Source organism: Christiangramia flava JLT2011 (assembly GCF_001951155.1).
GTDB classification, from domain to species: domain Bacteria; phylum Bacteroidota; class Bacteroidia; order Flavobacteriales; family Flavobacteriaceae; genus Christiangramia; species Christiangramia flava.
Genome location: NZ_CP016359.1, coordinates 1879927 through 1905486, shown reverse-complemented (window position 1 = coordinate 1905486; position 25560 = coordinate 1879927). Strand labels below are relative to the sequence as shown.

The 25560-nt window shown below is 45.6% G+C and carries 19 protein-coding genes; 12 read left to right on the top strand and 7 right to left on the bottom strand.

The features are described from left to right. The first annotated feature begins 129 nt into the window (after positions 1-129). Both GRFL_RS08210 and GRFL_RS08205 read left to right on the top strand, forming a co-directional pair. Positions 130-933 (top strand): sulfite exporter TauE/SafE family protein, encoded by an 804-nt coding sequence (locus GRFL_RS08210; protein ID WP_083644159.1) that lies wholly within the window; start codon positions 130-132, stop codon positions 931-933. Positions 934-1030: 97 nt separating this feature from the next. Continuing rightward, positions 1031-2440, top strand: a complete 1410-nt coding sequence (locus GRFL_RS08205) for an MBL fold metallo-hydrolase (protein WP_083644158.1) — start codon at positions 1031-1033, stop codon at positions 2438-2440. Positions 2441-2485: 45 nt separating this feature from the next. On the opposite strand, the gene GRFL_RS08200 is transcribed toward GRFL_RS08205, so the two are convergent. After that, positions 2486-3076: a class I SAM-dependent methyltransferase gene (locus tag GRFL_RS08200; RefSeq protein ID WP_083644157.1), complete on the bottom strand. Its 591-nt coding sequence runs from the start codon at positions 3074-3076 to the stop codon at positions 2486-2488. Positions 3077-3342: 266 nt separating this feature from the next. Here GRFL_RS08200 and GRFL_RS08195 point away from each other — a divergent pair, with 266 nt between their 5' ends. The 10 genes from GRFL_RS08195 to GRFL_RS08150 all read left to right on the top strand — a co-directional run bounded on the left by GRFL_RS08195 (position 3343) and on the right by GRFL_RS08150 (position 17080). Continuing rightward, entirely contained in the window at positions 3343-3678 is a 336-nt protein-coding gene (locus tag GRFL_RS08195; RefSeq protein ID WP_086047630.1) for a rhodanese-like domain-containing protein, read from the top strand. 30 nt (positions 3679-3708) lie between these two features. After that, a complete protein-coding gene (locus tag GRFL_RS08190; RefSeq protein ID WP_083644156.1) occupies positions 3709-4395 on the top strand; it encodes an aspartate/glutamate racemase family protein in 687 nt (228 codons plus the stop codon). A 97-nt stretch (positions 4396-4492) separates the two neighbouring features. Beyond that, a complete protein-coding gene (locus GRFL_RS08185) occupies positions 4493-5800 on the top strand; it encodes an NAD(P)/FAD-dependent oxidoreductase (RefSeq protein WP_083644155.1) in 1308 nt (435 codons plus the stop codon). A gap of 126 nt (positions 5801-5926) precedes the next feature. Beyond that, positions 5927-6538, top strand: coding sequence for a class I SAM-dependent methyltransferase (locus GRFL_RS08180; RefSeq protein ID WP_083644154.1), 612 nt, complete (start codon positions 5927-5929; stop codon positions 6536-6538). Positions 6539-6628: 90 nt separating this feature from the next. Beyond that, positions 6629-7186, top strand: coding sequence for a YeeE/YedE family protein (locus GRFL_RS08175; protein ID WP_083644153.1), 558 nt, complete (start codon positions 6629-6631; stop codon positions 7184-7186). Positions 7187-7189: 3 nt separating this feature from the next. Then, positions 7190-7603, top strand: coding sequence for a DUF6691 family protein (locus GRFL_RS08170; protein ID WP_083644152.1), 414 nt, complete (start codon positions 7190-7192; stop codon positions 7601-7603). Positions 7604-7962: 359 nt separating this feature from the next. Beyond that, positions 7963-11187 (top strand): response regulator, encoded by a 3225-nt coding sequence (locus tag GRFL_RS08165; RefSeq protein WP_083644151.1) that lies wholly within the window; start codon positions 7963-7965, stop codon positions 11185-11187. A gap of 279 nt (positions 11188-11466) precedes the next feature. Continuing rightward, positions 11467-12756: an efflux transporter outer membrane subunit gene (locus tag GRFL_RS08160; RefSeq protein ID WP_236995906.1), complete on the top strand. Its 1290-nt coding sequence runs from the start codon at positions 11467-11469 to the stop codon at positions 12754-12756. Positions 12757-12765: 9 nt separating this feature from the next. Beyond that, entirely contained in the window at positions 12766-13959 is a 1194-nt protein-coding gene (locus GRFL_RS08155; protein ID WP_083644150.1) for an efflux RND transporter periplasmic adaptor subunit, read from the top strand. Continuing rightward, positions 13925-17080 (top strand): efflux RND transporter permease subunit, encoded by a 3156-nt coding sequence (locus tag GRFL_RS08150; RefSeq protein ID WP_236995905.1) that lies wholly within the window; start codon positions 13925-13927, stop codon positions 17078-17080. Before GRFL_RS08155 ends, GRFL_RS08150 begins: the two co-directional genes overlap by 35 nt. A gap of 42 nt (positions 17081-17122) precedes the next feature. Here GRFL_RS08150 and GRFL_RS08145 read toward each other — a convergent pair whose 3' ends face one another. The 6 genes from GRFL_RS08145 to GRFL_RS08120 are packed head-to-tail and all read right to left on the bottom strand — an operon-like array spanning position 17123 to position 25534. After that, entirely contained in the window at positions 17123-18412 is a 1290-nt protein-coding gene (locus GRFL_RS08145) for a DUF3570 domain-containing protein (RefSeq protein ID WP_086047631.1), read from the bottom strand. Between the two features lie 6 nt (positions 18413-18418). Continuing rightward, positions 18419-18631, bottom strand: a complete 213-nt coding sequence (locus tag GRFL_RS08140) for a DUF4266 domain-containing protein (protein ID WP_083644148.1) — start codon at positions 18629-18631, stop codon at positions 18419-18421. Beyond that, complete coding sequence (locus tag GRFL_RS08135) at positions 18628-19608, bottom strand: FAD:protein FMN transferase (RefSeq protein WP_083644147.1); 981 nt, start codon at positions 19606-19608, stop codon at positions 18628-18630. The genes GRFL_RS08140 and GRFL_RS08135 overlap by 4 nt, the downstream gene beginning before the upstream one ends. A gap of 1 nt (position 19609) precedes the next feature. Beyond that, on the bottom strand, positions 19610-20047 hold the full coding sequence (locus GRFL_RS08130; RefSeq protein ID WP_083644146.1) for a thioredoxin family protein: 438 nt from the start codon (positions 20045-20047) through the stop codon (positions 19610-19612). 11 nt (positions 20048-20058) lie between these two features. Beyond that, positions 20059-21201, bottom strand: a complete 1143-nt coding sequence (locus tag GRFL_RS08125; RefSeq protein WP_083644145.1) for an efflux RND transporter periplasmic adaptor subunit — start codon at positions 21199-21201, stop codon at positions 20059-20061. Further along, positions 21191-25534, bottom strand: coding sequence for a CusA/CzcA family heavy metal efflux RND transporter (locus tag GRFL_RS08120; RefSeq protein WP_083644144.1), 4344 nt, complete (start codon positions 25532-25534; stop codon positions 21191-21193). Before GRFL_RS08120 ends, GRFL_RS08125 begins: the two co-directional genes overlap by 11 nt. Between the last annotated feature and the right edge of the window lie 26 nt (positions 25535-25560).

Genomic DNA, 25560 nt, shown 5'->3' with positions numbered 1-25560 from the left:
TGTTTTTACATCCCGATTTCCGTTTCAACATTTCTTTCCAAAAAATAAAACCGCGCTAAATGCCCGTGTAACAAGGGTTACCAAAACTGTTGATTCTGCCATTTACTTTTGTTCCATCAAAATTTAAAAATGGAATTAGTAGAAATCTTTGGTTATTTAGGAGCGATCCTCATCGGTCTTTCTTTAGGTCTTATTGGTGGAGGTGGTTCCATCCTCACCGTTCCGATCCTGGTATACGCTCTGTCACTAAACCCTGTGCTGGCCACCGCCTATTCGCTTTTCGTGGTGGGAACAACCTCGCTGGTAGGCGCCATCAGAAATATGTTCAAAGGGATGGTAGACTTTCGCACAGCGATCATCTTCGCCATTCCCGCATTTATCGCGGTGTACCTTACCCGTGCTTTCCTGATACCCGCACTCCCGGAAAACCTTTTCCAGGTCGCAGGAATTATGATCACAAAGAACCTGGCCATCATGCTGTTCTTTGCTATCATCATGGTGCTGGCGTCTATCTCCATGATCAGAAACAAGCGCAAAGAAAATGACGAAGAGCAGGAAGTCTCTTATAACTACCCGATTATCGTGATCGAAGGCCTCGTGGTGGGAACCATTACCGGGATCGTAGGTGCCGGCGGCGGTTTCCTGATCATACCGGCACTGGTACTCCTGGCGAAATTACCCATGAAAAAAGCTGTGGCCACTTCCTTATTCATCATCGCCATTAAGTCGCTGATCGGCTTCATCGGGGATGTTCAGAATATGGACATAGACTGGGTTTTCCTGATCTCTTTCACCGCGCTTTCCGTCATCGGGATCTTTATAGGAGTGTGGCTCAATAAATTTATCGACGGAAAAAAACTGAAAAAAGCCTTTGGCTGGTTCGTGCTGGTCATGGCCGTATATATTTTAACAAAAGAACTGGTGTGGAAATAAACCTTACCAAAAAACGCTATAATCTTTTTAACTTTAAAAACTGTAGAATGATTCAGCTGAAATTGCTGAAGAAGTTCTCCCTCAAAAAAATACGAATATGAAAATTGAACAAATTTATACCGGTTGCCTCGCCCAGGGTGCTTATTATATTGAAAGCAACGGAGAAGTAGCCATTATCGACCCGCTTCGTGAAGTTCAGCCGTACATTGAAAAAGCTGAAGAAGCCGGAGCCAGGATCAAATACATTTTCGAAACCCATTTTCACGCCGATTTCGTTTCCGGGCACGTCACACTTTCTGAAAAGACCGGTGCGCCTATCATTTACGGCCCTAACGCCAATCCAGATTTCGACGCCATTATTGCTAAAGACAACCAGGAATTTCAATTAGGAAATATCACCTTCAAAGTCTTGCATACCCCGGGTCACACCATGGAAAGCACCACCTATCTTCTGAAGGATGAAAACGGAAATGATCACGCGATCTTTACCGGTGACACCCTGTTTCTTGGTGATGTGGGCCGGCCAGACCTGGCACAAAAAGCAGCCAGTATGACCCAGGAAGACCTTGCCGGAATCTTGTTCGATAGTCTTCGCGAAAAGATCATGCCGCTTTCTGATGATTTGATGGTGTATCCCGCGCACGGTGCCGGTTCTGCCTGCGGAAAGAACATGATGAAAGAAACCGTAGACACGCTGGGCCATCAGAAAGAAATGAATTACGCCTTGCGTGCCGATATGACCAAAGAAGAATTCATCAAGGAAGTAACCGATGGTCTTTTACCGCCACCAGCCTATTTCCCGATGAACGTGAAAATGAACAAGGAAGGATATAAGAATATTGAAGAAGTGATGGAAAAAGGCCAGGTTGCCCTGTCTCCAGATGCTTTTGAAGCTGCCGCTAATGAAACTGGCGCCGTGATGCTGGACATTCGTCACCAGCATGAATTTGCAAAAGGCCATGTGCCCGGATCTATTTTTATCGGGCTGGACGGAAGTTTTGCCCCATGGGTTGGAGACCTCATCAGGGATGTGCAGCAGCCAATCCTTTTGATAGGCGATCAAGACCGAATCGAGGAAGCGATCACTCGTCTCTCGCGAGTTGGTTTTGACAATACGCTGGGATATCTCGAAGGCGGATTCGAAAACTGGAGAAATTCCGGTAAAGAGATCGATACCGTTAAATCTATTCCGGCAACCGAATTCAAAGCGATCAAAGATGCGGAAGATGTTCCTGTTTTTGATGTTCGGAAACCTGGCGAATACCTTTCAGAACATGTGATCGATGCGAATCATACCTCTCTTTCAGAGATCAACGATCATTTAGCAGAATATCCTGAAAACACCGATTTCTATGTGCATTGTGCCGGCGGTTATCGAAGCATGATCGCGGCCTCCATCCTGAAAAGCCGTGGAATTCACAACCTGGTGGATGTACAGGGAGGTTTCAAGGCTATTAAAGAAGCCGGGGTGAAAACTTCAGATTACGTATGTCCTTCGACATTATAATAAACAATCATTCAAATTTAAAAAGGGCGACTGAAAGGTTGCCCTTTATTTTTTTCTGAAAACCAGGGTGGTCATGGCCCGGACATCCTGCACGTTGGTGGTTTTAACAGGCTCGATCAACTCCAGTTCAAAGCTGGTCAATATTTCGGAAATATTATTACGTGTGATGAAATAGCCCGCGCTTTTCTTGTTCTTCGGATCCTGAACTTCAGGACTTTTCCCGTCGAGACCAATATTGGAAGCCACCCGAATAAGCAAACTCCCACCGGGTTTTAAAACCCTCACCAGCTCCGCGAACATATTTCTGAAGTGCTGCTGGTCTTCAGCGAAATGCAGCACGGCGCAGCAAAGCACGTGTTGAAAAAACTCGTTTTCGTAGGGCAGCTCGTCCAGCCTTCCTTCCGTGAAATTATCAGAAAAATCGGGATACTGAACTTTGGCCATTTTCAGTCTTTCCGGGTCCAGATCCATTCCGTAGATCGTAAAATTATTCCGGTAGAACCATTTCAGGTTTCGGCCCTCCCCACACCCGGCGTCGAGAATGGTCTCGGTTTGCTGATAACGTCCCTTCAGTATCTGGTCAATGACATAGATATCCACATTTCCGAAGAGATCCAAAGAATCCTGAAATTTCATAAGACGGGGGTTTTGTGTAACACGAGTTGCTGTAGCAGTGATTTTTGCTGCTTAAATTTACGTCATAATTAAAAGACCTGCGAAAAAATAGATTTTTACTTAGCAACTGTCGTTGTGATTATTGATGTAGTTTTATTTAAATGGTTAGAATAAAAGCGGCAGCTCTGCCGCTTTTTTCATGCTCAAACGTAACACAGGTTACTGCCAGGATCAGTCTTACAGAGTACTTTTACCGGTAACTAAGTAGTAACTAAAATTTAAAAAATATGTTCTTGAACAGGTTATTTGGAACAGGAGTACAGGATGATACGATCAGGGTTCTTTCCCCGGAAGCGTTCAGAGATGCGGTACAAAACAAAAAAGTGCAGTTGATAGATGTTCGTACGAAAGCTGAATTTAGCCAGGGCGCGATCAAAAACGCGGTAAACCTGGATTTTTTTCAGCCACAACAGCTGCTGAACGGCGTTAAGAAACTCGACAAAAACAAGCCGCTTTACCTGTATTGCCGTTCCGGAAACCGCAGCCAGAAAGCCGCAAGATTACTGAAGCAGGAAGGTTTTACAGAGATCTATGACCTGCAGGGCGGTATTGGTAATTATTAGCAACAGCTTTGGACCTTAAATATCTTTTTAATGAAAAAAATCGGGTTAATTGGCGGCACCTCCTATCATTCGACCATAGTTTATTATAAACTGATCAATGAACTGGTGCAAAAAGAGATCGGAACGGCAAAAAATCCGCCTATGCTGGTATACAGCGAAAATATCGAACTAATGCGTTCCCAGGATTTTGAAAAGATCAACGCAGCTTACCTGCAAACAAGCCAGATGCTGGAAAAAGCAGGCGCTCAAGCTATTGTAATCTGCGCGAACACACCGCATCTGGTCTATGATTACGTGCAACCGAAGATCAATATCCCCATTCTGCATATCGCCTCTGCGACTGGAGCCGAAGCCAAAAGTCTTGGTCTAAAAACTTTGGGACTGCTGGGAAATAAACCCACGATGACCAAAGGTTTTATTCCGAAGATCCTAAAAGAAGATTTTGGCATCAATACCCTGATCCCGGAAGCTCACTGCCTGTCTACTGCTCACGATTATGTTTCCTGCGAATTAACACAGGGCCAATTCACGGAGGAAAGCAGAAAATTCTTCCTGAACCAGATGGACCTCCTGAAAGCTCGTGGCGCCGATGGTATTATTTTAGGATGCACCGAACTGCCTATTCTTTTCCAAAATGTGGCTTATGATATTCCGCTACTTTCCACTACCGATTTACATGCGAAAATGGCTGCTGATTTTATCACCGGAAAAATATAATCGCGCTTAATACAGAGAGTTATAACCGCTGTAGTGTAACCAATGTTACCGGAAATTTAAGCCCTGAGGCTTATCTTTAATATCTAAATTCACAACCATGGCAACTAAATTTCAAGTGCTCATCATAGGGGGCGGCACAGCCGGCATCATGACCGCAGCACAACTACTCAGGCAAAAAAAGACAAATAGTGTCGCCATTATCGAACCGGCAGACACCCATTATTACCAGCCGGCATGGACACTCGTAGGCGCCGGAACTTTTGATTATAAGAAGACGGCGAAACCAATGTCCAAGGTCATCCCGAAAGGGGCAGAATGGATCAAAGATAAAGCAACCGGCTTCGACCCAGAAAACAACCTCGTACATACCGCCAGCAGCGGCGATATTTCTTATGATTACCTCGTAGTGGCGCCAGGACTCACATACGATTACAGTCTGATTCCCGGCCTGGGAGAAGCTATGGACAAAGGCGTGGTTTGCAGCAATTATACCGATCCTGAACACACCTGGAAAGTCCTGAAAAATTTCAAAGGCGGGACCGCGCTTTTTACGCAGCCTGCAACACCCATTAAATGTGGTGGCGCGCCGCAGAAGATCATGTACCTGGCGGAAAGTTATTTCAGAAAAAGTGGTGTTCGCTCGAAAACCAATATCGTCTTTGCCACTCCGGGAACGATCATTTTCGGAGTGAAAGAGATCGCCAAAACCTTAATGAACATTATTGACAGGAAAGATATCAACCTGAGGTTTTTCCATAAACTGGTTGAAGTGGACGCCAAGAACCAGATCGCCTGGTACGAACTGGTCAAACAACCGGAAGCAGGCGGCTGCATCCTTCGTTCCGAAGAAACCGATACGGTGAAAATCGACAAAAATTTCGTCTATAATTATAAAGATGTTAAAGTAAGCGTGAAAAACGGCCGGTACGGGATCCATTACGATATGATGCACACCGCGCCGCCAAGTGTTGCTCCTGCTTTCGTGCGCGAATCCTCACTGGTGAACGAGGCCGGCTGGGTAGATGTAGACAAGCACAGCCTGCAACATCGCAAATATCCCAATATTTTCAGTCTTGGGGATGTAGCGGGACTGCCCACTGCCAAAACCGGGGCCGCAATCAGGAAACAGGTGCCCATCGTGGTAGACAATATAGACCTGTTGATGCAACAGGATCGCATTGGGAGCCTGTCTTACAACGGATATTCTTCCTGCCCGCTGGTAACCGATTATGGCAAAATGGTACTGGCCGAATTTGATTACGACCAGAATTTCAAACCCGATCCAAAACTAAAACAGCTCCTGATAAAAGACAGTTCCAAAGAACACTGGAGACTGTGGATCCTTAAAAAATATGGTCTTCCATACCTTTACTGGAACAAAATGCTAAAAGGCAAAGAAGTATAACTACTAACTCTACTTAACTGGAAGGTTGCGGTTTGTACTGCAACCTTCTTTTTTCTAAAAATTTATGTTAGTCGGGTTTATTTTTGGAGACAGATCACTGGAAAACCAACATACAATTTTCTATTTATGACCACTGATGCACAAGAGTTCTGGAATGAGCGCTACGCCGCCTCGGAATATATTTACGGGATTACTCCCAACCTTTTTCTACAAGAGCAACTGGAAAAACTGCAACCCGGCAGTATCTTATTACCGGCAGACGGGGAAGGCAGAAATGCTGTTTACGCCGCTAAAAACGGGTGGAAGGTCACTGCTTTCGATATTTCCGAAGAGGGAATGAAAAAGGCCACGCAACTGGCTTCTAAAAACGAGGTCTCGGTAGACTTTCAGGTTCAGAATGCGGCGGAATTTGAGTCGGCTGAAAAATTTGATGTCATCGCTTTCAGTTATGCGCATTTTCCGGCTGAAATTCGGAAAAATGCCAATCAGCACCTGCTGAAATTTCTGAAGCCCGGCGGCACGGTAATTTTCGAAGCTTTTGCCAAATCCCAGCTCGGCAGAACTTCCGGAGGACCCAAAAAAGAAGCCATGCTGTATTCCATCCCGGAAGTAAAATCAGAATTTCCCGGTCTTCAGTTCAATTTACTCCGGGAAGAACTGGTTGAACTTTCCGAAGGAAAACACCATCAGGGTGAGGGCTGCGTGATCAGGTTTGTAGGGGTGAAAACAGGAAAATAGCACCACTACCAAAGCTCGCCAGCCTGCGATGTAACTTTTGTTACCGTATGAAGCTTAAAAAATCAGCATATTTGTGCCAAAATAATTGATATGAATTTGATAACAGATCCATGGCCGTGGTATATTTCCGGGCCGCTTATTGCCTTAGTCATGTTCCTGCTCCTGTTCGTTGGAAAACAATTCGGGATGTCTTCCAACCTGAGAACTGCCTGTGCAGCCATTGGCGCCGGAAACAAAGCCGATTTCTTTAAATTCGACTGGAAAGCGGAAAGATGGAATCTTACAGTGGTTTTGGGAGCCATAATCGGCGGATTTGTAGCCGCGCATTTTATGAGCAACAACGTAGTGGAGATCAACCCGGAAATCGCAAGCCAGCTGGCGAACGATTATGGTATTACAAGTGCCGGGAAAAGTTACCTTCCGCCAGAATTATTCGCGACAGAAGTCCTCACCAATCCTTTTAACATTGCCATTCTTTTCATTGGTGGCCTGTTGGTAGGCTTTGGCGCAAGGTATGCCGGAGGTTGTACGTCTGGACATGCCATTTCAGGACTGAGCAACCTGCAGTTGCCTTCCCTGATCGCAGTAATTGGCTTTTTTATAGGGGGTCTTTTCATGATCCATTTTTTGTACCCATTAATATTTTAAGATATGAGATATTTCACCTATTTGATCATTGGTATTTTCTTCGGAATTATCATGTATAAATCGGAAGCTGCCTCCTGGTTCCGAATCTACGAAATGTTCCAGTTCGGTAGTTTTCACATGTACGGTATCATTGGTTCAGCACTTGTGATCGGGATTATTGGGGTACAGGTCATCAAAGCCAAGAAGATCAAGGCTTTGGATGGTAGTGATATGAGCCTTGCTCCTAAAGACAAAAGCGTTGCCCGCTACCTTATTGGAGGGATCATTTTTGGTCTTGGCTGGGCGCTGGCCGGTGCCTGTCCTGGCCCAATGTATGTACTGGCCGGTTCTGGTTACGTGACCATTCTGGTTGTGATTCTCGGAGCTGTTTTCGGAACATTCTTATACGGATTGCTCAGAAAAAAATTGCCTCACTAAACTTACTAAATTAGCGGTTTGCCGCTTAGGATATTACAGCCCGAAAATGTACGTTTTCGGGCTTTCTTTTTAGCGGAATTTCAGGCGTGACATCTAATTGAATTTTCCGTAAAATGTTAAAAATTTCGGTTTAACAATCCACTCGAAATCTTCTGAAGATCCAGGCTTAAACACCTGCACCACAACATTTTTAAAGCTATTCTGAAATTTATTTGTAAATTTTCCAAAAATTAACTGTAAGACTTCCCGTACAATACACTAGGCACTCGGGGACTTTTCAGTAAATTTGAAAACCTGGCTAAAATCAAAGTATTGAGAAAATTTTACACGAAGGCTTAAAGGATACACTCCGTTAATCTATGGTCAAACCCATCTTTTATCAGAAATTTATCCGCTACGCCGCTGTCATGATCTGGTGCGTATCTTTCCTAGCAATGCTTGGATGGCTGCTGGGTATTGAAGTATTGACGCAGGTTTTACCAGATCTGCCCACGATGAAATTCAATACGGCATTCTCTTTCTTTTTGCTCGCATGTGTGATTTTCTGTACCCAGGAAAAACGCTGTTTTAAGATTTCCCAGGTTCTCAATTTTCTCCTTTTAGCACTTACCCTTACCACGCTGTTGCAGGATATTGGAAGTTTGAATTTTGGGATCGATCAGCTCATTACTTTAGACCAGAGAGGGATTGACCGCGGGAATCCTACTCCCGGCCGCATGTCTATGGCTACCTCGCTCAGTTTCATCTTACTCAGCATTTCGCTGATGCTTATTCGATCGGGCAACAAAAAAGCCAGGAAACTCGCCTCCTATTTCACGCTGCTTGTGGTACTAACGGCGTTTTTCGCGATCATCGCCTTTATCTACCAGGTCCCAACCTTCAATAAGATCACCTTTATTTCTTCCATGGCGATCCATACTGCGATCGGTTTTTTGATCTCCGGAATGGCCATCTCTCTGATCATCCCAAAATACGGGATCACCGAACTTTTTACCAGCAAGAGACTGGGCAGTTTCATGATCCGGAAGCTGTTCTTCCAGTTGCTGCTCGCCATTGTACTGGTTTCCTACCTTACTTTATGGGCTTTCAGAAAAGGCTATTTCGCTGCTGATTTTTCGATCTCCCTCGTCGCGGTATTACTGATATTTGTTAGCGTTTTGATGCTGATGTTCGTTGCCACGACCATCAACCGGATTGATCGGGAGAAACGTGCCGCGCAGCAGGAATTACAGGCAATACAACTCTACCTCAACGCCACTCCAGATCCCCTGATCGTGGTGAATAAAAAAGGAGCCATCGAAGTCGCCAACCAGCTAATGACCAGTGTTTTCGGATATACTTCGGAAGAACTGGAAGGTAAAACCATGACATCGCTCATTCCGCAGCGATTCCACGCTAAACACCGGGAACATTTGCAGACCTACCTTGAGCAGATCGATTCCGAAAAACGAAATAAAAAGAAACAGCATGGTTCTACGGTCATTGAAGTTTTCGCGGTTAAGAAGAACGGCGAGGAATTTCCGGTGGAAATGACGTTGAATTCCACCCGAACTGCCAACGGCTTTATTACCATTGCCGCTTTCCGCGATATCAGCCGAAGGGTGAATGCCGAGAACAAACTGCAAACTGCCCTCGAAGCATCGATCGTGGGGATTTGGGATTTTGACCTGGTAAACAACCAGCTTCACTGGGATGAAACCATGTACCGCCTCTACGGAAGTAGTTCCAGCACAGAACAGTCTAATTACGAGCTCTGGAAAAGCAGGGTTCACGAGGACGACGTGGATGAAATCGAAACGCTGCTACAGGCTGCCATTGCGGGAAATGCCCATTATGATACCAATTTCCGCGTGATCTGGCCAGACGGTTCCCTGCACTATATCATGGCAAAAGGCACCGTATATCGCGATGAAAATAACAAGCCTGTGAGAATGCTGGGCACGAACTGGGATGTAACCGAACAGAAAGCCCTGGAGAGCTCACTGGTAGAAGCCCGGCGCAAAGCTGAACAAGCCAGTAAATCAAAGTCGGAATTCCTGGCCAATATGAGCCATGAGATCCGTACGCCGCTAAACGGGATCATCGGTTTTACCGATCTGCTGATGAAAACCCCGCTAACCGAAAGTCAGGACGAATACCTTCGAAACGTCAATATATCGGCAAACCTGTTGTTGGATGTGATCAACGATATCCTTGATTTCTCGAAGATCGAGGCCGGAAAGATCGAATTGCACTGGGAAGAGATCGACATCTACGAGCTTTGCGAACAAACCATTGATATTGTTAGGCACCAGGCCGATCAAAAGAAACTTGAAGTCCTGCTGAACATCGATCCGAATGTAAAACGCTACATCTACGCCGATCCCGTGCGACTACGGCAAATTCTCACCAATTTATTGGCAAACGCCGTGAAATTCACGAAAAAAGGGGAAGTGGAATTGAAGATCGAAAGCCAAAAATGCCCAGGAAATCAGGAAAGTAAAGCCTGTTTTCTTTTCAAGGTTCGGGATACGGGAATTGGTATCGCGGCAAATAAAATGCACAAGATCTTTGGTGCTTTTGACCAGGAAGACACCTCGACAACTCGAAAATATGGCGGAACGGGCCTTGGTCTTACCATTAGCAACAAATTGCTGGCTTTGATGGATTCCAGACTACAGGTGAAAAGTGAGCTGCACAAAGGCAGCGAATTTTATTTCGAGGTCGAGTTTGATGCTTCAGACCGTAAACCCTCACAAAAGGGGAACCTGGATCACCACATTCGCAAAGCACTGGTGGTAGACGACAACCAGCGGAACAGGCAAATCCTGGAAGGCATGCTCGCCACGATGGATATTGAGACCGTCCTGGCGGCCAACGGGATCGAAGCCATCAACCTTCTGAAAAACCAACAGTTTGACCTGGCGATTGTAGATTACAACATGCCCTATATGTCTGGGACCGATGTAATCAAATATTTCCGAAAGACGCTGAATTTAACTTCGGAAGAATTCCCGATCATGCTGCTCCACAGCACTTCTGAAGATGCAGTCATCGTACAGGCCACACGGGACTACGAGATCAATTACACGGCGACCAAGCCGATCAATTCAGATCGCCTTAAAAACATTATCGATAAACTCGGTAAGGAGGTGGCTCCAAAGACAGAAAACGAGCATTTTTCCGAAGCAGTTTCCGAAAACAAAAGCACGATCGCTTCCGAAGAAAATATTACCGTGCTGGTGGCAGAAGACAATCCTGTGAACCAGTTGCTCGCCAGGGAGATTTTAGGAAAAGTCGTCCCCAACGCGCGTTTGTTCATGGTTGAAAATGGTCTCGAAGCCGTGGAGGCCTATCAATCTGAAAAACCAGACCTTATTTTTATGGATATCCAGATGCCGGAAATGAACGGTTTGGAAGCGACCAGGGAAATACGGAAGATCGAAGAAACGCTGAAAGTTCATATTCCTATCATTGCATTTACCGCACGGGCCTTGAAAGGGGAACGCGAAACCTGCCTGGCCAATGGCATGGACGATTACCTTTCCAAACCCATCGTCCTGGAAAAATTAAAGACCGTATTAGACCATTACCTGGTTTCCTAGTTTTTATGTAACCTCCTGTATTTTAATTAAATCGACATTTGTTAAGGAAGTCTTACGGAGCACCGTTATTTCTTCAATTTGGCTTATTTTAGGAAAAACAGCTCTTTAATTGCTGAATTTCAACCGTATATGCCGAAGATTTCCCAGCCATTTCAAGGTTCCCTTTATGCTTGCGACAGCCTGCAAAACCCGAGACTATTCAAAATTTTGATTTGGTGCTTTCTTTATCTTCTGTTATTAAATGCCTGCTCCCCAAAACTTAAAAATTATAAACCACCCGTGGAGCAACCTGAAAATTTTTCCTATTCCGGCAGCGAGGTCGTTTCCGAAGAATGGTGGAAGGAATTTAATGATCCTAAGCTCAATACGCTAATCGACTCGGCTCTTACCAACAACCTGAACCTGGCCACCACCTGGGAACAGTTTCAGGAAGCTAAAGCCATCAGGAAAAGGCAATCCACATTTTTACTGCCAGATATAGAAGCGCAGTCCCGTGCCGCTATGAGCAGACCGGAACCCGATTTTGCAGGTGGTGAAAATGTACAATTGGGAGTTTCCGCAGCTTATGAACTGGACTTGTGGGGACGCATCAGAGCTTCCGTACAGGCAGAAGATTTCAGGATGCAGGCTTCGTATTTTGATTACAAAGCAGCGGCCATAAGCCTTTCTGCGGAAATCGCTTCTACCTGGTATGAATTGGTGACCGCAACCGAGCAATTGCAATTGGTTGAAGAACAGATCAAGACCAATGAAGATATCATGAAACTGATTCGTGCTCGTTTTGGTGCCGGGACGATCAGGGCCGTAGATATTCTTAGACAGGAACAATTACTGAAATCTACACAGGACCTTCGCATTATTTACGAGACAGACGTAGCGACACTCCAGAATCAGCTGGCGATATTGGTGGGAAAACCTCCTCAGAATTTTTCTGAAACAGCCTTAGATAGTCTTCCGCAGATTTCGCAGTTACCCGAAACTGGCCTGCCGTTGGAACTCGTGAGGAACCGGCCGGATGTACAGCGACAATATGCCCTTTTAATGGCAGCTGATCGTGATATGGCGGAGGCAGTTCGAAATAAATTTCCCAGGCTTAGCTTGAATCTTACCGCACAGGTTCGTTCCAATAATTTTCAAAATCTATTCAACGAATGGGCTTATACTCTCGCTGGAAATCTCGTAGCTCCGCTTATATACTGGGGTCGTCTAAGAGCGGAAGTTGACCGCACTGAAGCGGTTAAGAATCAGCAGTTATACCAATACGGACAGTCGGTGCTTACCGCTTTTCAGGAGGTGGAAGATGCATTGATAAGGGAACAAAAGCAAAAACAACGTATAGAAATACTGGCAGAACGACTGGAGCTCGCACAAAAAACAAATAAACAGTTACAAATAGAATTCATAAACGGTCTGAGCGAATACCTGGATGTCCTGCTTTCACTGGACCAGCAACAGCAGCTACAGCGGAATATGCTTCAGCGAAAAAGAGAAAAAGTTCAAATCAGGATCGATCTGTATCGTGCGCTTGCGGGCGGATTTGATACCGGAAGATCGCCACCTGTAGAATAAGTTAAGAATATGATCAATAAAAGAATTATACTGATAAGCATGGGAATCCTGGCGGCCGCCATACTGGTCATCGTTCTCATATTTTCTACGGAACCCACCGCGCAAAGTGAAGGTGCCACAAAAGAATCGGCGATGCTGGTGAGCACTGTACCTGCAAAAAAGGGCAATTTCACTCCGAATATCGTCGCCACCGGAACTGTAAGACCACTGAATGATGTAATTCTTAGTCCGTTAGTGAATGGACAGATCACCAGAAGATCTGAAAAGTTCGTTCCAGGCGGTTTTGTAAAAAAAGGAGAAGTACTGCTACAAATAGATCCAACCGATTATCAGAATAACCTGGAGCTACGAAAAAGCGAATTATTACAGGCCCAAACCGACCTGGAAATGGAAATGGGAAGGCAAAAAATCGCACGACAGGAATTACAATTAATTGGTGGCGACACACTTTCCGAAGAACAAAAAGACCTTGTTCTGAGACAACCTCAGCTCAATGCAATAAAGGCCAGAATCCAATCAGCACAGGCAGCCGTTAACCAGGCGCGTACAAATCTAGGACGTAGTACTATCACCGCTCCTTTCGATGCTCATATAGTAAACCAAAATGCCACTGTCGGCTCGCAGGTATCCCCCGGTGACAACCTCGGGCGACTCACCGGAACCGATTTCTACTGGGTCAATATTACCGTTCCTGTAAATAAACTCCGCTGGCTCGATTTTAAACAAGATAGTAATGGTATCGGTTCTATGGTAAAGATCATGAATGAAACAGCCTGGGGAGAAGATGCTTTCAGGGAAGGTTTTCTTGATCAGCAAATTGGTGCGTTAGATGATCAGACCAGGCTTGCCCGTTTGCTCGTGAAAGTGCCTGATCCGCTCGCGACCGAAAAAGATTCTACTGATAAACCGAAAATGATCATTGGTTCATTCGTAGAAGCAAATATCCAGGCAAAGGAAATCGAAGATGTGGTAAGATTGAACAGGGATTTCATCAGAAGCAATAATACGGTATGGGTGATGAAGGACGGGAAACTGGAGATCAGAGAGGTGAAAATTCTGCTGAATGATGCCCAGTATGCCTATATCACTGAAGGAGTGAATAATGGTGAAGAAGTAGTTACCAGTAATATCAGCACGGTAACAGAAGGAGCTGCCCTTCGAAAAGAAAATGACAGTACAGCAACCAGTAATTCCGAAGAATAAGATGGGAGAAAAAGATCAGAATACCGATAAAGGCTGGATCGCATACATGGCAAAGAATTCCATTGCCGCAAACCTGCTCATGTTTATTCTGATTGGCGGAGGTATCTGGACGATGTTTCACATTCAGAAAGAAGTTTTCCCGCAATTTCAGCTTGATTTTGTAGAAATAAATGTGGGCTATCCCGGTTCTGCACCTGAAGAGGTGGAACAGGGAATTCTTATGCCCATCGAGGAAGCCGTTCGCGGCATCCAGGGAATCAAGGAGATCGTTTCCACAGCGCGGGAAGGATCTGGTAATGTAACCATTGAGCTGGTGGCGGGTACCAACCGTATGAAAGCCTTCCAGGACATTGACCAGGCAGTGAACAGGATTCGTACGTTTCCCGATGATATCGACCAACCGGAAGTGAGCCTGCAGGACCGGGTTCGTGATGTGATGGAGGTAAGTTTGTATGGTGAAGTTGATATCTGGACGCTTCGAAAACTGGCAGAAAGGCTGCGAACGAGACTTTTGAGTAACCCGGAAATTACGCAGGTGGAACTGGGCAATATTCCGGAATATGAGACGAGAATTGAAATTCCGCGTCATAATTTAAGACAGTACAATTTAACATTGGGCGGTGTAGCCAACATTATCGCACAATCAAGTGAGGATGTTCCTGCAGGGTCTGTAGAGACCAATTCCGGAGAAATCCTGTTACGCATGCAGGAACGCAAACAATGGGCAAAGGAATATGGTGAAATTACCATAATCAATTCACCTAGCGGTGCGCAGGTAAAACTTCAGGATATTGCTACCATCACCGACGGATTTGAGGAAACTGGTTTTCACGGTCAGTTTAATAGCACTCCTTCTATCGGCCTGGAGATCTTTAGAGTTGGTGATCAGTCACCCATGGAAATTGAAGAAAAGGTAAAGGAAATCCTGGAAGAATTTCAGTTACCGCTCGGAGTTCAGTCCAGGATCGATTCCAATCGTGCTGAAGATTACCGGGAACGTCTTTCACTTTTAACTGAAAATGGGATCATGGCAATTTTCATCGTTTTGATCATTCTTGCCCTGTTCCTCGAATATCGCCTGGCCTTCTGGGTGATGGTTGGAATGACGGTTTCCTTCATTGGAGGAATGATCGTTTTACCAATTATTGGAGTCAGTATCAATATGATCTCCATGTTTGGTTTCCTCGTTGTTCTGGGAATAGTGGTAGATGACGCCATTGTGGTGGGAGAAAATGTTTATGAATACCGGCAGCAAGGAATGAACCCTCTAAAGGCAGCAATTAAAGGAACTAAAGACATTTCCAAACCGGTCGTATTCAGTATTATGACCACGATCATCGCATTTATTCCGCTGCTCTTCATGCCCGGAGAAACAGGAAAGTTCTGGTGGCCGCTACCCGTTGTAGTGATGGTGATCCTGGTGGTTTCTTTAATGGAAGCCTTATTCATTCTACCAGCTCACCTGGCGCACATTAAAAAGAAAAAGAAAAAAGGTCTTATTCTGAAATTGGAAAAATGGCAGGATCGTTTTTCTAATGGTTTTAACCGGGTTATCGACAACTATTACCGGCCATTTTTAGAAAAATGTCTGAAATTCAGATATATCACGCTCAGTGCTGCATTAGCACTTTTGCTGATGGTTGGTGGTTATGCTTATAGCGATCACATGGGAATGATCATGATGCCCGAAGTTGCTGCCGATGAAATTGAAGCCGGTATCAGGCTTCCGGTTGGAACCACGCCAGACCAGGCTGCTGAAGTCGCAGAAGAAGTAACACGGGCCACCCAGAAAATGTTTGAAGAACACAATCTTTATGAAGCTGCGGAAGGGATCAAAACAAATGTGCGCGGTCAGAATTTTATCGATGTGGAGATCGTGATGTTGCCACCCGATGAGCGAACTATGACCGGCCGGGAGATGATCGCACTCTGGAGAGATAATATTGGAGAAATTCGCGGGGTGGACCAGATTACTTTTGAAGCTGAACGAGGTCCAGGTGGTTACCAGCAGGATATCAGTGTGGACCTTAGCCATGAAGATATCAACGTTCTGGAAAAATCAAGCAGAAAGTTCATGGAAAGCATGAAGACTTTTGAAAATACTCGTGATGTAAACGATAATTACAATAAAGGAAAACTTCAATATGACTTTAAACTGTTACCTGAAGGTCGAAATCTGGGATTGACCTCCAACCAAGTGGGTCGCCAGGTACGGGATGCGTTTTTTGGAGCGCTCGCCATGCGACAGTTGAGAGGAAATAATGAAGTAGAGATCAGGGTAAAACTACCATATGAAGAGCGTAAAGATCTAAACAACCTGGAAGAATTTATCGTTCGCACCAATGATAGTATTGAAGTACCACTTCTCGATGTGGTAAGCGTGAACCAGGAAGAAGCATTTACCAGCATCAACCGTCGTGACGGAAGAAGGGTCGTGAATGTGGGTATGGACGTAGAACCTGCAAATACCGTTAGCCAGGTGATTGAACGTGTAGAAAATGAAATTTTACCACAGCTAAGAAACGATTATCCGGGACTTACATGGACATTTGAAGGCAGCCAGGCAGATATGCGCGAATCTACCAGCAGTCTCTGGGGCGGCTTTATCATGGCGCTTTTGATCATTTACGCATTGCTCGCAGTAGCTTTTGGAAGTTATACGCAGCCACTCATCGTCATGTCTGCTATTCCCTTCGGAATTGTGGGTGCAGTTATCGGCCATATTATCCTTGGTTATGATCTTTCACTGGTTAGTTTAATGGGTGTTATTGCTTTAACGGGAGTTGTGGTCAATGACTCGCTGATTATGATCGACTTTGCCAATAAGGAAAAAGAAGGCAAATCGGCATTTGAGGCAATTAAAGAAGCTGGTCTAAGGCGTTTCAGGCCAATCTTGTTGACGACTTTGACAACTTTCGGCGGACTAACACCTATCATCATGGAAACATCCAGCCAGGCTTTCTATCTAATTCCCATGGCGATCTCGCTAGGTTTTGGGATTATCTTCGCCACTTCAATCATCCTGGTCATCGTTCCCTGTTTATTCCTGGCTTTAGAAGACCTGAAGAACTATTTCCGGTCGCACAAGCGGCACACACTACCCAGCCATTCTGCTGGTTAATTGCGGAGTAGCCCATTTTCAGAAAACAGGCAGGGAAAGCTATCAGTTTTCGGTAAATCCAAGTCCGAAGGTAATGATATTGGCATGCAGCCCGGAATCACGCTGGTAATAATCATATTTTAGGTCGATGGTCTTCAGCCCCATACTTCCAATTTTAAGAGAGGTGAAAATATCAGTATAATTGATTCCAATTCCGTACTGGTTCGCCTGAAAATCAGATAAATCAAAATCTGAAGTATAATATTCTTCCGAAGATAAATGGGTGTTATACGGCGCAAAATAATCGGCCGCGCTTTGCTGATAATATCGGTAAGATGGATAAACCGTGAATTTATCGTTCAATTTTACCGGTACCTCCAGGCTGGCGGTATGAGATACGATTCCCCAATCATCGCGGTAAAAGCGGTAATAGGAACGCAGGACAAAGGTCTGGTTCAGGTAATAATTCAACCTGCCGCCCACCGCGGTCTTCAGGCGGGAATCAGGAAGGTGCTCAATATCATCAGCCAGCTGAAAATCATCAATAAAGAAATCCTGAAAATCCTGGAAATACACCCGCTGAAATGGCGTGGAAAGCAATCCCTGCTGCAGCACGAGATCCACCAGTAAAGAACCTTGCAGTCTTTCCGTCAGGATCTGTGAAAAATTCAGGCCTAAAGAATAAGAATTTCGGCCTTTTTCGGTCAACTCTCGAAAAGCCGGGGCATAGCCCAAAGAGGCCGCATTCTGGTAAGTGAAGGTTCGGTTTTGAGCGTAGGGCCGCAACTCGTAAGGATAAATGATCTTCCAGGTATCGAGGTACACATTTCCGTGGAGCGTGAACTCGGTATTTTTTTCATTGAACAGCCAGGTATAGCTTCCGCCAAAGCCAATTGAGGTATAATCGTATTCGTTGGAAAAAGAAACTTTTCCGCTTACGATACGGTTGCGGTCATCGTTGCTATGGCTGTAGCTGCCCGTCACATTTGCCCAGGTGTCGCTGGAGGAAGCCCCGGAAGAGGCGGTAAAAGGATCGGCATAATTAGTATCAAAAGGGTCTATATTGCTGGAAGAAGCCGAAGTATAAGCCGAAATTCCCGCATCGATGGTCAGCACGTCATCGTCATTGATCGGGATCGAAACCACTACGGTCGGAGCAGCATCGGTGAGTTTTTCGGTTCCAAGTCCGCCAGTAACCGCGGCATTGTTTCCGTCCTGCGAATAATAGCTTCCAAGGAAATCGATCTCGGTACCTTCCAGCACTCTTTTCTTAAAAGTACTGGTGGAATCCTGCGCGAAGATCTGCAGGCTTCCCAGAAAAAAAACGAGCAAAATGGTATAATTTCTCATCATCTTTTTCTAGTTACAGCCGCAACCGCCGCCGGTTTTACCTCCGTTCGCTCCGGCAGCTGCTTCCCGGTATGCCTGGAAATTCGTCTCAAAACGATCGGCTTTCCGCGTGCCAAGCAGCATATTGGGATCGTTGATATATACTTTTTGATATTCCTTTACCGCGGTGCAGGAGTTCATTGCCATGAGCAAACCCAGCAACATCAAGAATTTCCATTTCATAAGGAGTCCAGTTTTATATTTTTCGAGGTGTGTACTTTGCCATTCGTATCTACAATAATACAGTCAATACCTGGTAGCTGGTTGATCCGGTCTATGCCGGTTTCGATTCCCATCACAAAGACAGAAGTTGCCAGCGCGTCGGCCAGTTCAGCTTTTGGGGCAAAAACGGTCGCGCTGATGATTCCCGTAGCCGGGTAACCGGTCTTCGGGTTGATAATATGACTGTAGCGCACCCCGTTAAATTTAACAAATTTCTCATAATCTCCGCTCGTCACCACCGCCCTGTCTTCCAGCGGAAGCAAGGCAAAAGCATGTTCTTTGTTCAACGGGTTGGTAATCGCTACTTTCCAGGTATCTCCATTGGGCTGTGTTCCCCAGGTATTCATATCTCCGGAAGCATTGATGATCCCGGCGGTTACTCCTTGAGAGCGTAGGAGATCCTTCGCCCTGTCTGCCGCGTAACCTTTCCCGATCGCCCCAAAACCAATTTTCATTCCTTCCTTCTTCAGAAAAACAGAATGATCATCCGGGTGTAGAATGATATTTTGATACCCCACTTTGGAAACCGAATTTCGGATAGCTTCTTCGGAAGGCATGCTCCTCATGCTGCCGTCAAATTTCCAGATCTTATCCATCGAGGCGTAGGAGATATCGAAAGCGCCATCGGTTATTTCAGAAATTTTTAATGCCCTGCTGATGAGGTTATAGAGTTCAGGATCTACTACCACCGGCTTTATTCCCGCGTTCCTGTTGATCTCCGAAGTCTGGCTGGCAGGATCCCAGCTGGAAATGAGCCGCTCAATGCGCTGAATTTCGCTTACAGCTGTGTCTATATACTGATTTGCTTTTTCTGGATTTTCAGCAGTGACGGTAATTTCAAACCGACTGCCCATGAGTTTCAGCGTGCGTTTATGGATTTCCTGGGCCTGCAATTGCAAGCCAATAAGAAGAACCAGCAAGGAAAAGCACTTTTTCAAACTATTGTTTTATGTTGGCGTTCAACGCGGCGATGTACTGTTTAGGAGATTTTTTTTCGTAACCCATGTTTCCCAAAACTTTCCCGTTTTCATCTAGTATCACTACAAACGGAAAATAGCCGTAAGGATTATATTTTTCGGCCAGTTTTTCATTCTTTGCAATTTGTGCTTCCGGCAGCTGGTGCTCTTTTTTCTTCGGGAAATCAGCCTGTAGCATCACATAATGGTCTTTCGCGTACTGCTGAAATTCTTCTGTGCTCCAAACCTGCTTGTCGAGTTTGATGCAGGGCGCACACCAGTCAGACCCCTGGAAAACCAGGATTATGGGTTTGTGTTCTTTGGCTGCTTCTTTTTTAGCCGTATCAAAATCGGTTTTCCATTCCTGGGCATAAGTAAAACTTCCCAGAAGCAATAGCCCTATAAAAATGAGTTTTTTCATAATGTGAATTTTTATTGTTCCAGTAACTGATAGGCTCCTGTTACTAGAAATTTCGTTCCAGATTTGAATTTTTCCGCATTTTCAATCTCCTGAAAGTTATTAAAATTTTGGCCAGTTTTCACTTTCTCACGAGAAAGGTAATAATCTCCCTGCGAACTAACCGAATCCAGTTGCAACACATACTGCTGCCCGTCCAGATCTGTAATGCTTTCAGATGGCAGCGAGGGCAATTCCCTGGAGCTGGTAATGATACTCGCGTCTACATACATGCCCACCGCCAGCTGCTTTTCCAGGTCCTCTTCAAAATGCCCGTGAACCCTTACAGTGCGTTTTTCGGGATCGATACTCGCGCCGATAAGATGTACTTCAGCCGTGAGGGTATCACGGGAATTTTCGGGAAGCGTAACCAGTATAGGCTGTCCCTTTTCCAGGCTGCCAAGATCTTTCTCAAAAACGCTTAGCTCCACGTGGATGTGATCGGTATCAATGATCTGCATCAGGCTTTGCGCTTCTGAAACATGCGTCCCTTTACTGATCATCACGTCACTAACCTGCCCGCTGATGGGCGAGTAAATATTGATCGTTGAAACGAACTGCCCTTTTTCCACATTTTCGGGATTGATATGAAGCATCTGCAATTGTTGCCGGAGTGCGTTATAACGCGCCTTATTGCGATTATATTCGCTTTTTGCTCTTAAATAATTTTTTTCAGAAGTAATTTGCTCATTATAGAGCGTTTCCTGTCGCTGGTATTCAGATTCCAAATAGTCCATCTGCTCCCTGGTTTCCAGGTAATCCTGCTGCATTTCCACATATTTAGGATTTTCCAGGCTCACCAGTAACTGACCTTTCTTGACCTGGTCTCCTTCCAGCAAATACGTGTTCTTCACGTAACCCTCGGCAAATGTCGTGATCATGGCTTTGTTTTCAGGTGGCACATCGATCACGCCGGTAGCTCTGACAAACTGCGGAAATTCCCGATTTTCGATCGTTCCCAGCTCCATGGAGTTCTGTTGAAACTGTTGCGCGCTTACCCGAATTTCAGAAGAAGATTTCTGGTCGTCTTCGATATTTTTTTCTGAATCGTTTCCGCAGCCGGTAAACCATAAACTTAAGGCAAGAAACGGTAGTATTTGGAATAACTTATTTCTCATTTTCTGAAGGAATTGTTAGGTAATGGTACTCGATCACGGCCTGGTTGTAAGCGTTGAGGTTCTCGAGGTAATTCAGCTGGATCTCGTAAGCATTGCCGAGGCTCTGGATATATTCAAAGAAATCGATCTCTCCTCCTTTGTAGGAGCGCCTGGCCGTTTTCAGCAATTCTTCAAAAAGGCTTCTGCCCTCTGACTCGTAATAATCCAGTTCCTGCTGAAATTTTTGAAGTTCTCCCAGCAAGCTTTGTTCTTCCGCTGCCAGCAGTTTTAAATTATTTTCTTTCTGAAAACGGGCACTTTCGGTCTCCAGCTTCGCCGCTTTGACCCGTGCAGCTCGCCCACTGAAAAGGAAAGGGATCTTAAGGCCTACCTGGTAACCGTGTAAATTCCCGGAGATCTGGTCGTTGCTCCCCTGAAAATATTCTAGGCTCAGGTCTGGCAACCAGGTTTGCTGAGCCAGCAAATTTTGCCGTGCATTTGCCAGTTCAACCTGTTGACTGAAGTAGTCGGTATAAGGAGAATCTCCCGATAAAACATCTATTTTCTGCATATCTGAAACGGCAATTTCTGGCAGCTCATCGGTTTGGACAATTGCCTGCAATTGGGATTTCACAGAATTGATCTGCAGGTTGATCTGCTTTAACTGGGTGTTGATGAGTTGGTATTTGGCTCGAGCGGTGATTTTTTCCAGGTAGTTGGTTTCTCCGAGTTCAAATTTTCTGCTTGCCGCCTTCGAAAATTGCGCATACAAACTATCCAGCGATTCATACACCGTGAGTTTTTGCTGTTGGTATAGATATTCCTGGTAAGCTTTGGCGAGTTCCTTCTTCAGTTTCCACTTTTCGATTTCCAGTTTATCTTCCAGCAATTGTGAACTTTGCTGGTAGAGCTTTTTCCGCGAAAAATAGACTGTTGGAAATTCAAAATTCTGCATGACGCCGAACACTTTCAGAGGTTCATTGTTGGCGAGGTTATTCTGGTCATACTGGTAAAAAAATTCTGTTTTATCCAGTTCCCAGGCGGCATTCATCAGCGCTTGTCCAGACTCCAACCCGGCTTCCGAAGATTTGATTCCGAAGTTATTTTGCAAGGCCAGCTCATACAGCTGCTGAAGATTGCCAATTTCCTGCGCCTGTGAGAAAGTGGGAAGCAACAATAACAGGAGCAGCATAGAAAGCGGTTTGATCTTCAGGTTTCCACCAGCCTTTTTTTGTTTCTTTTCCTTGTTAAAAATCGAATAGATCACGGGCAGCACGACCAGTGTGAGCACCGTGGAAGTGATGAGCCCGCCAATGACCACGGTCGCCAGTGGTCGTTGAACTTCGGCTCCGGCACTGCTGCTTACCGCCATGGGTAGAAAACCGAGCGCCGCTGCGGAAGCGGTCAGGATTACCGCTCGTAAACGATCTTTGGCTCCTTTGATGATGAGCTGGTCGTCATTTTTCATTCCGGTTTTTTGCAATTCCTTGAAATGTTCGATCAGTACGATCCCGTTCAAGACCGCAATTCCGAACAAGGCAATAAATCCAACTCCAGCCGAAATACTGAAAGGCATTCCGCGCAGCCAGAGTAAAAACACACCACCAACCGCTGCCAGTGGTATGGCCGAATAGATCATCGCCGCGTCCCGGATGGTTCCAAAGGCAAAATACAACAGCATGAAAATCAAAATAAGTGCAATGGGAACGGCAATTTTGAGACGTCTGGAAGCGCTCTGCAGGTTTTCGAACTGCCCGCCATAGGTGATATTATAACCTGGAGGCAACTGAATATTTTCATCGATCCGGCTGCGGATGTCTTCCACGACCGATTCCAGGTCACGATTTCGAACATTGATTCCCACTACGATCCTTCGTTTCGTATCATCCCGGGAAATCTTGGCAGCTCTCTTCTGATAGGTGATCTCGGCCAGTTGCGACAAGGGAACCTTTTCACCGGAAGGCGTGTCTATATACAGGTTCTCAAGATCTGAAATATCGCTCCTGCGGTCCTGGGCCAGGCGTACCACCAGGTCGAATTTCTTTTCACCCTCGAAAACACTGCCGGCGCTAAATCCCGCAAATCCCATCGAGATCACTTTGTTCACATCTTCGATATTCAACCCGAAACGCGCAATCGCATCGCGGCGGTACTTCACACCCATTTGCGGCAGCCCCACGATCTTTTCCACCGTGATATCAGAAGCGCCGGGCACATCGGAGATCAGTTTTCGAATTTCGTTGGCTTTGTTGTTCAGGATATCGAGATCTTCCCCAAAAACCTTCACTGCAATATCAGCCCGCACACCGGTAATGAGTTCATTGAACCGCATTTCGATAGGCTGCGTGAATTCAATTCCCAGTCCAGGAATGATAGAAAGCGCCTCCTTGAATTTTTCAGCCAGTTCATCTTTGGTATCGGCAGAGGTCCATTCACTTTTTGGCTTCAGGCTAATGATCACATCGCTTTCTTCCATAGACATAGGATCTGTAGGAACTTCCGCAGCGCCAATGCGGCTTACCACCTGGTCAACTTCCGGAAACTGTTCCAGTAGTATTTTTTCAATCCGGGTGGTCACTTCAATGGTTTCACTCAGGGAAGTTCCTGTTTTCAGCACCGGCTGGATCACGAAATCGCCTTCATCCAGCTGCGGAATGAATTCTCCGCCCATTTTGCTAAAGATAAAAACTGTTAAGGCCAGCAAACCAGCCGCAATTCCCAGAACCAGTTTCTTTTTGCCCAGCGCCCACTGAATGGTCCTGACATATACTTTATTCAGCCTGGCAAGGATCTTTTCAGAAAAACTATAGCCTCCTTTGGAATCGGCCTTCAGAAAAAGGGAAGAAACCACCGGCACGTAAGTAAGGCAAAAGATCATGGCGCCGATCAGGGCAAAACTGAAGGTGAGCGCCATAGGACGGAACATTTTCCCTTCCACGCCGCTTAGCGACAATATTGGAATGAACACGATAAGGATGATAAGCTGTCCAAAAATGGCCGAATTCATCATTTTCGACGCGCTTTCATAGGAAGCCTGGTCTTTCAGGTTCCGGATTTCTCTTCGATCCAGACTTGAAAATTCCCTTTTTTTCCTGATGATCTGGTAAGCGGTATATTCTACAATGATCACGGCGCCGTCAATAATAATCCCAAAATCGATCGCCCCAAGGCTCATCAGGTTGGCATCAATCCCGAAAAGGTACATTAGCGAAAGGGCAAATAACAGGCACAGCGGTATGACCGAGGCCACGACCAAACCGGAGCGAAAATTTCCCAGGAGAATGACCACCACAAAAATAACAATCAAGCAACCTATGATGAGGTTTTCAGCAATTGTATGCGTGGTCTTGGCGATGAGCTCGCTGCGATCCAAAAATGGCCGGATCACCACTCCTTCCGGCAGGTTTTGAGAAATTTCTGCCACCCGCTTTTTCACATCCTGGATCACTTTATTGGAATTGGCTCCTTTCAGCATCATCACCTGGCCTAGTACAGTTTCACCGTTTCCGTTAGAAGTGATCGCACCGTACCGGGGCGCATGTCCAAAACCAACTTCCGCGATATCTTTAATATAAACCGGCGTATTTCCGCGAAGACCCACGACGATATTCCGAATATCCTCCAGCGAAGCAACGCGACCTTCGCCGCGAATGAAATAGGCCTGGTTCAGTTTTTCGATATAACCGCCCCCGGCAATGCTGTTGTTTTTCTGAAGTGCGGCCATGACTTCAGCAATCGAGACATTCATAGCGTTGAGTTTCCCGGAATCTATGGAAACCTCGTATTGTTTTTTATAACCGCCCCAGGCATTGATCTCCACTACCCCGGGAATTCCCGAAAGTTGCCTTCTTACGATCCAGTCCTGTATGGTTCGCAATTCCTGTGCAGAATATTCGTCTTCATAACCTTTTTTAACATCAAGCGTGTACTGGTAAATCTCCCCAAGCCCCGTGGTAATTGGCCCCATCGTGGGTGTCCCGAAACCTTCCGGGATGTTTTCTGAAGCAGCCCTGATCTTTTCAGCAATTAACTGCCGCGGAAGATAGGTTCCCAGATCATCTTCAAAAACAATGGTAACCACGGAAAGTCCGAATTTTGAAACCGAACGGATTTCTTTCACACCCGGGAGATTGGCCATTTCCAGCTCCACAGGATAGGTGATGAACTGCTCCATATCCTGAGTGGAAAGATTTTCTGAAGTAGTGAGGACCTGCACCTGGTTATTGGTAATATCAGGAACCGCCCCGATGGAAATTCTGCTTAATGCGAACAGTCCAAAACCGATCACGAAAACCGTAAAAAGCAGGATAATGAGTTTGTGCGTAAGGCTGAACCGGATAATTTTTGAAAGCATAAGTCCTGTTTAACAGTCCTTCAAAA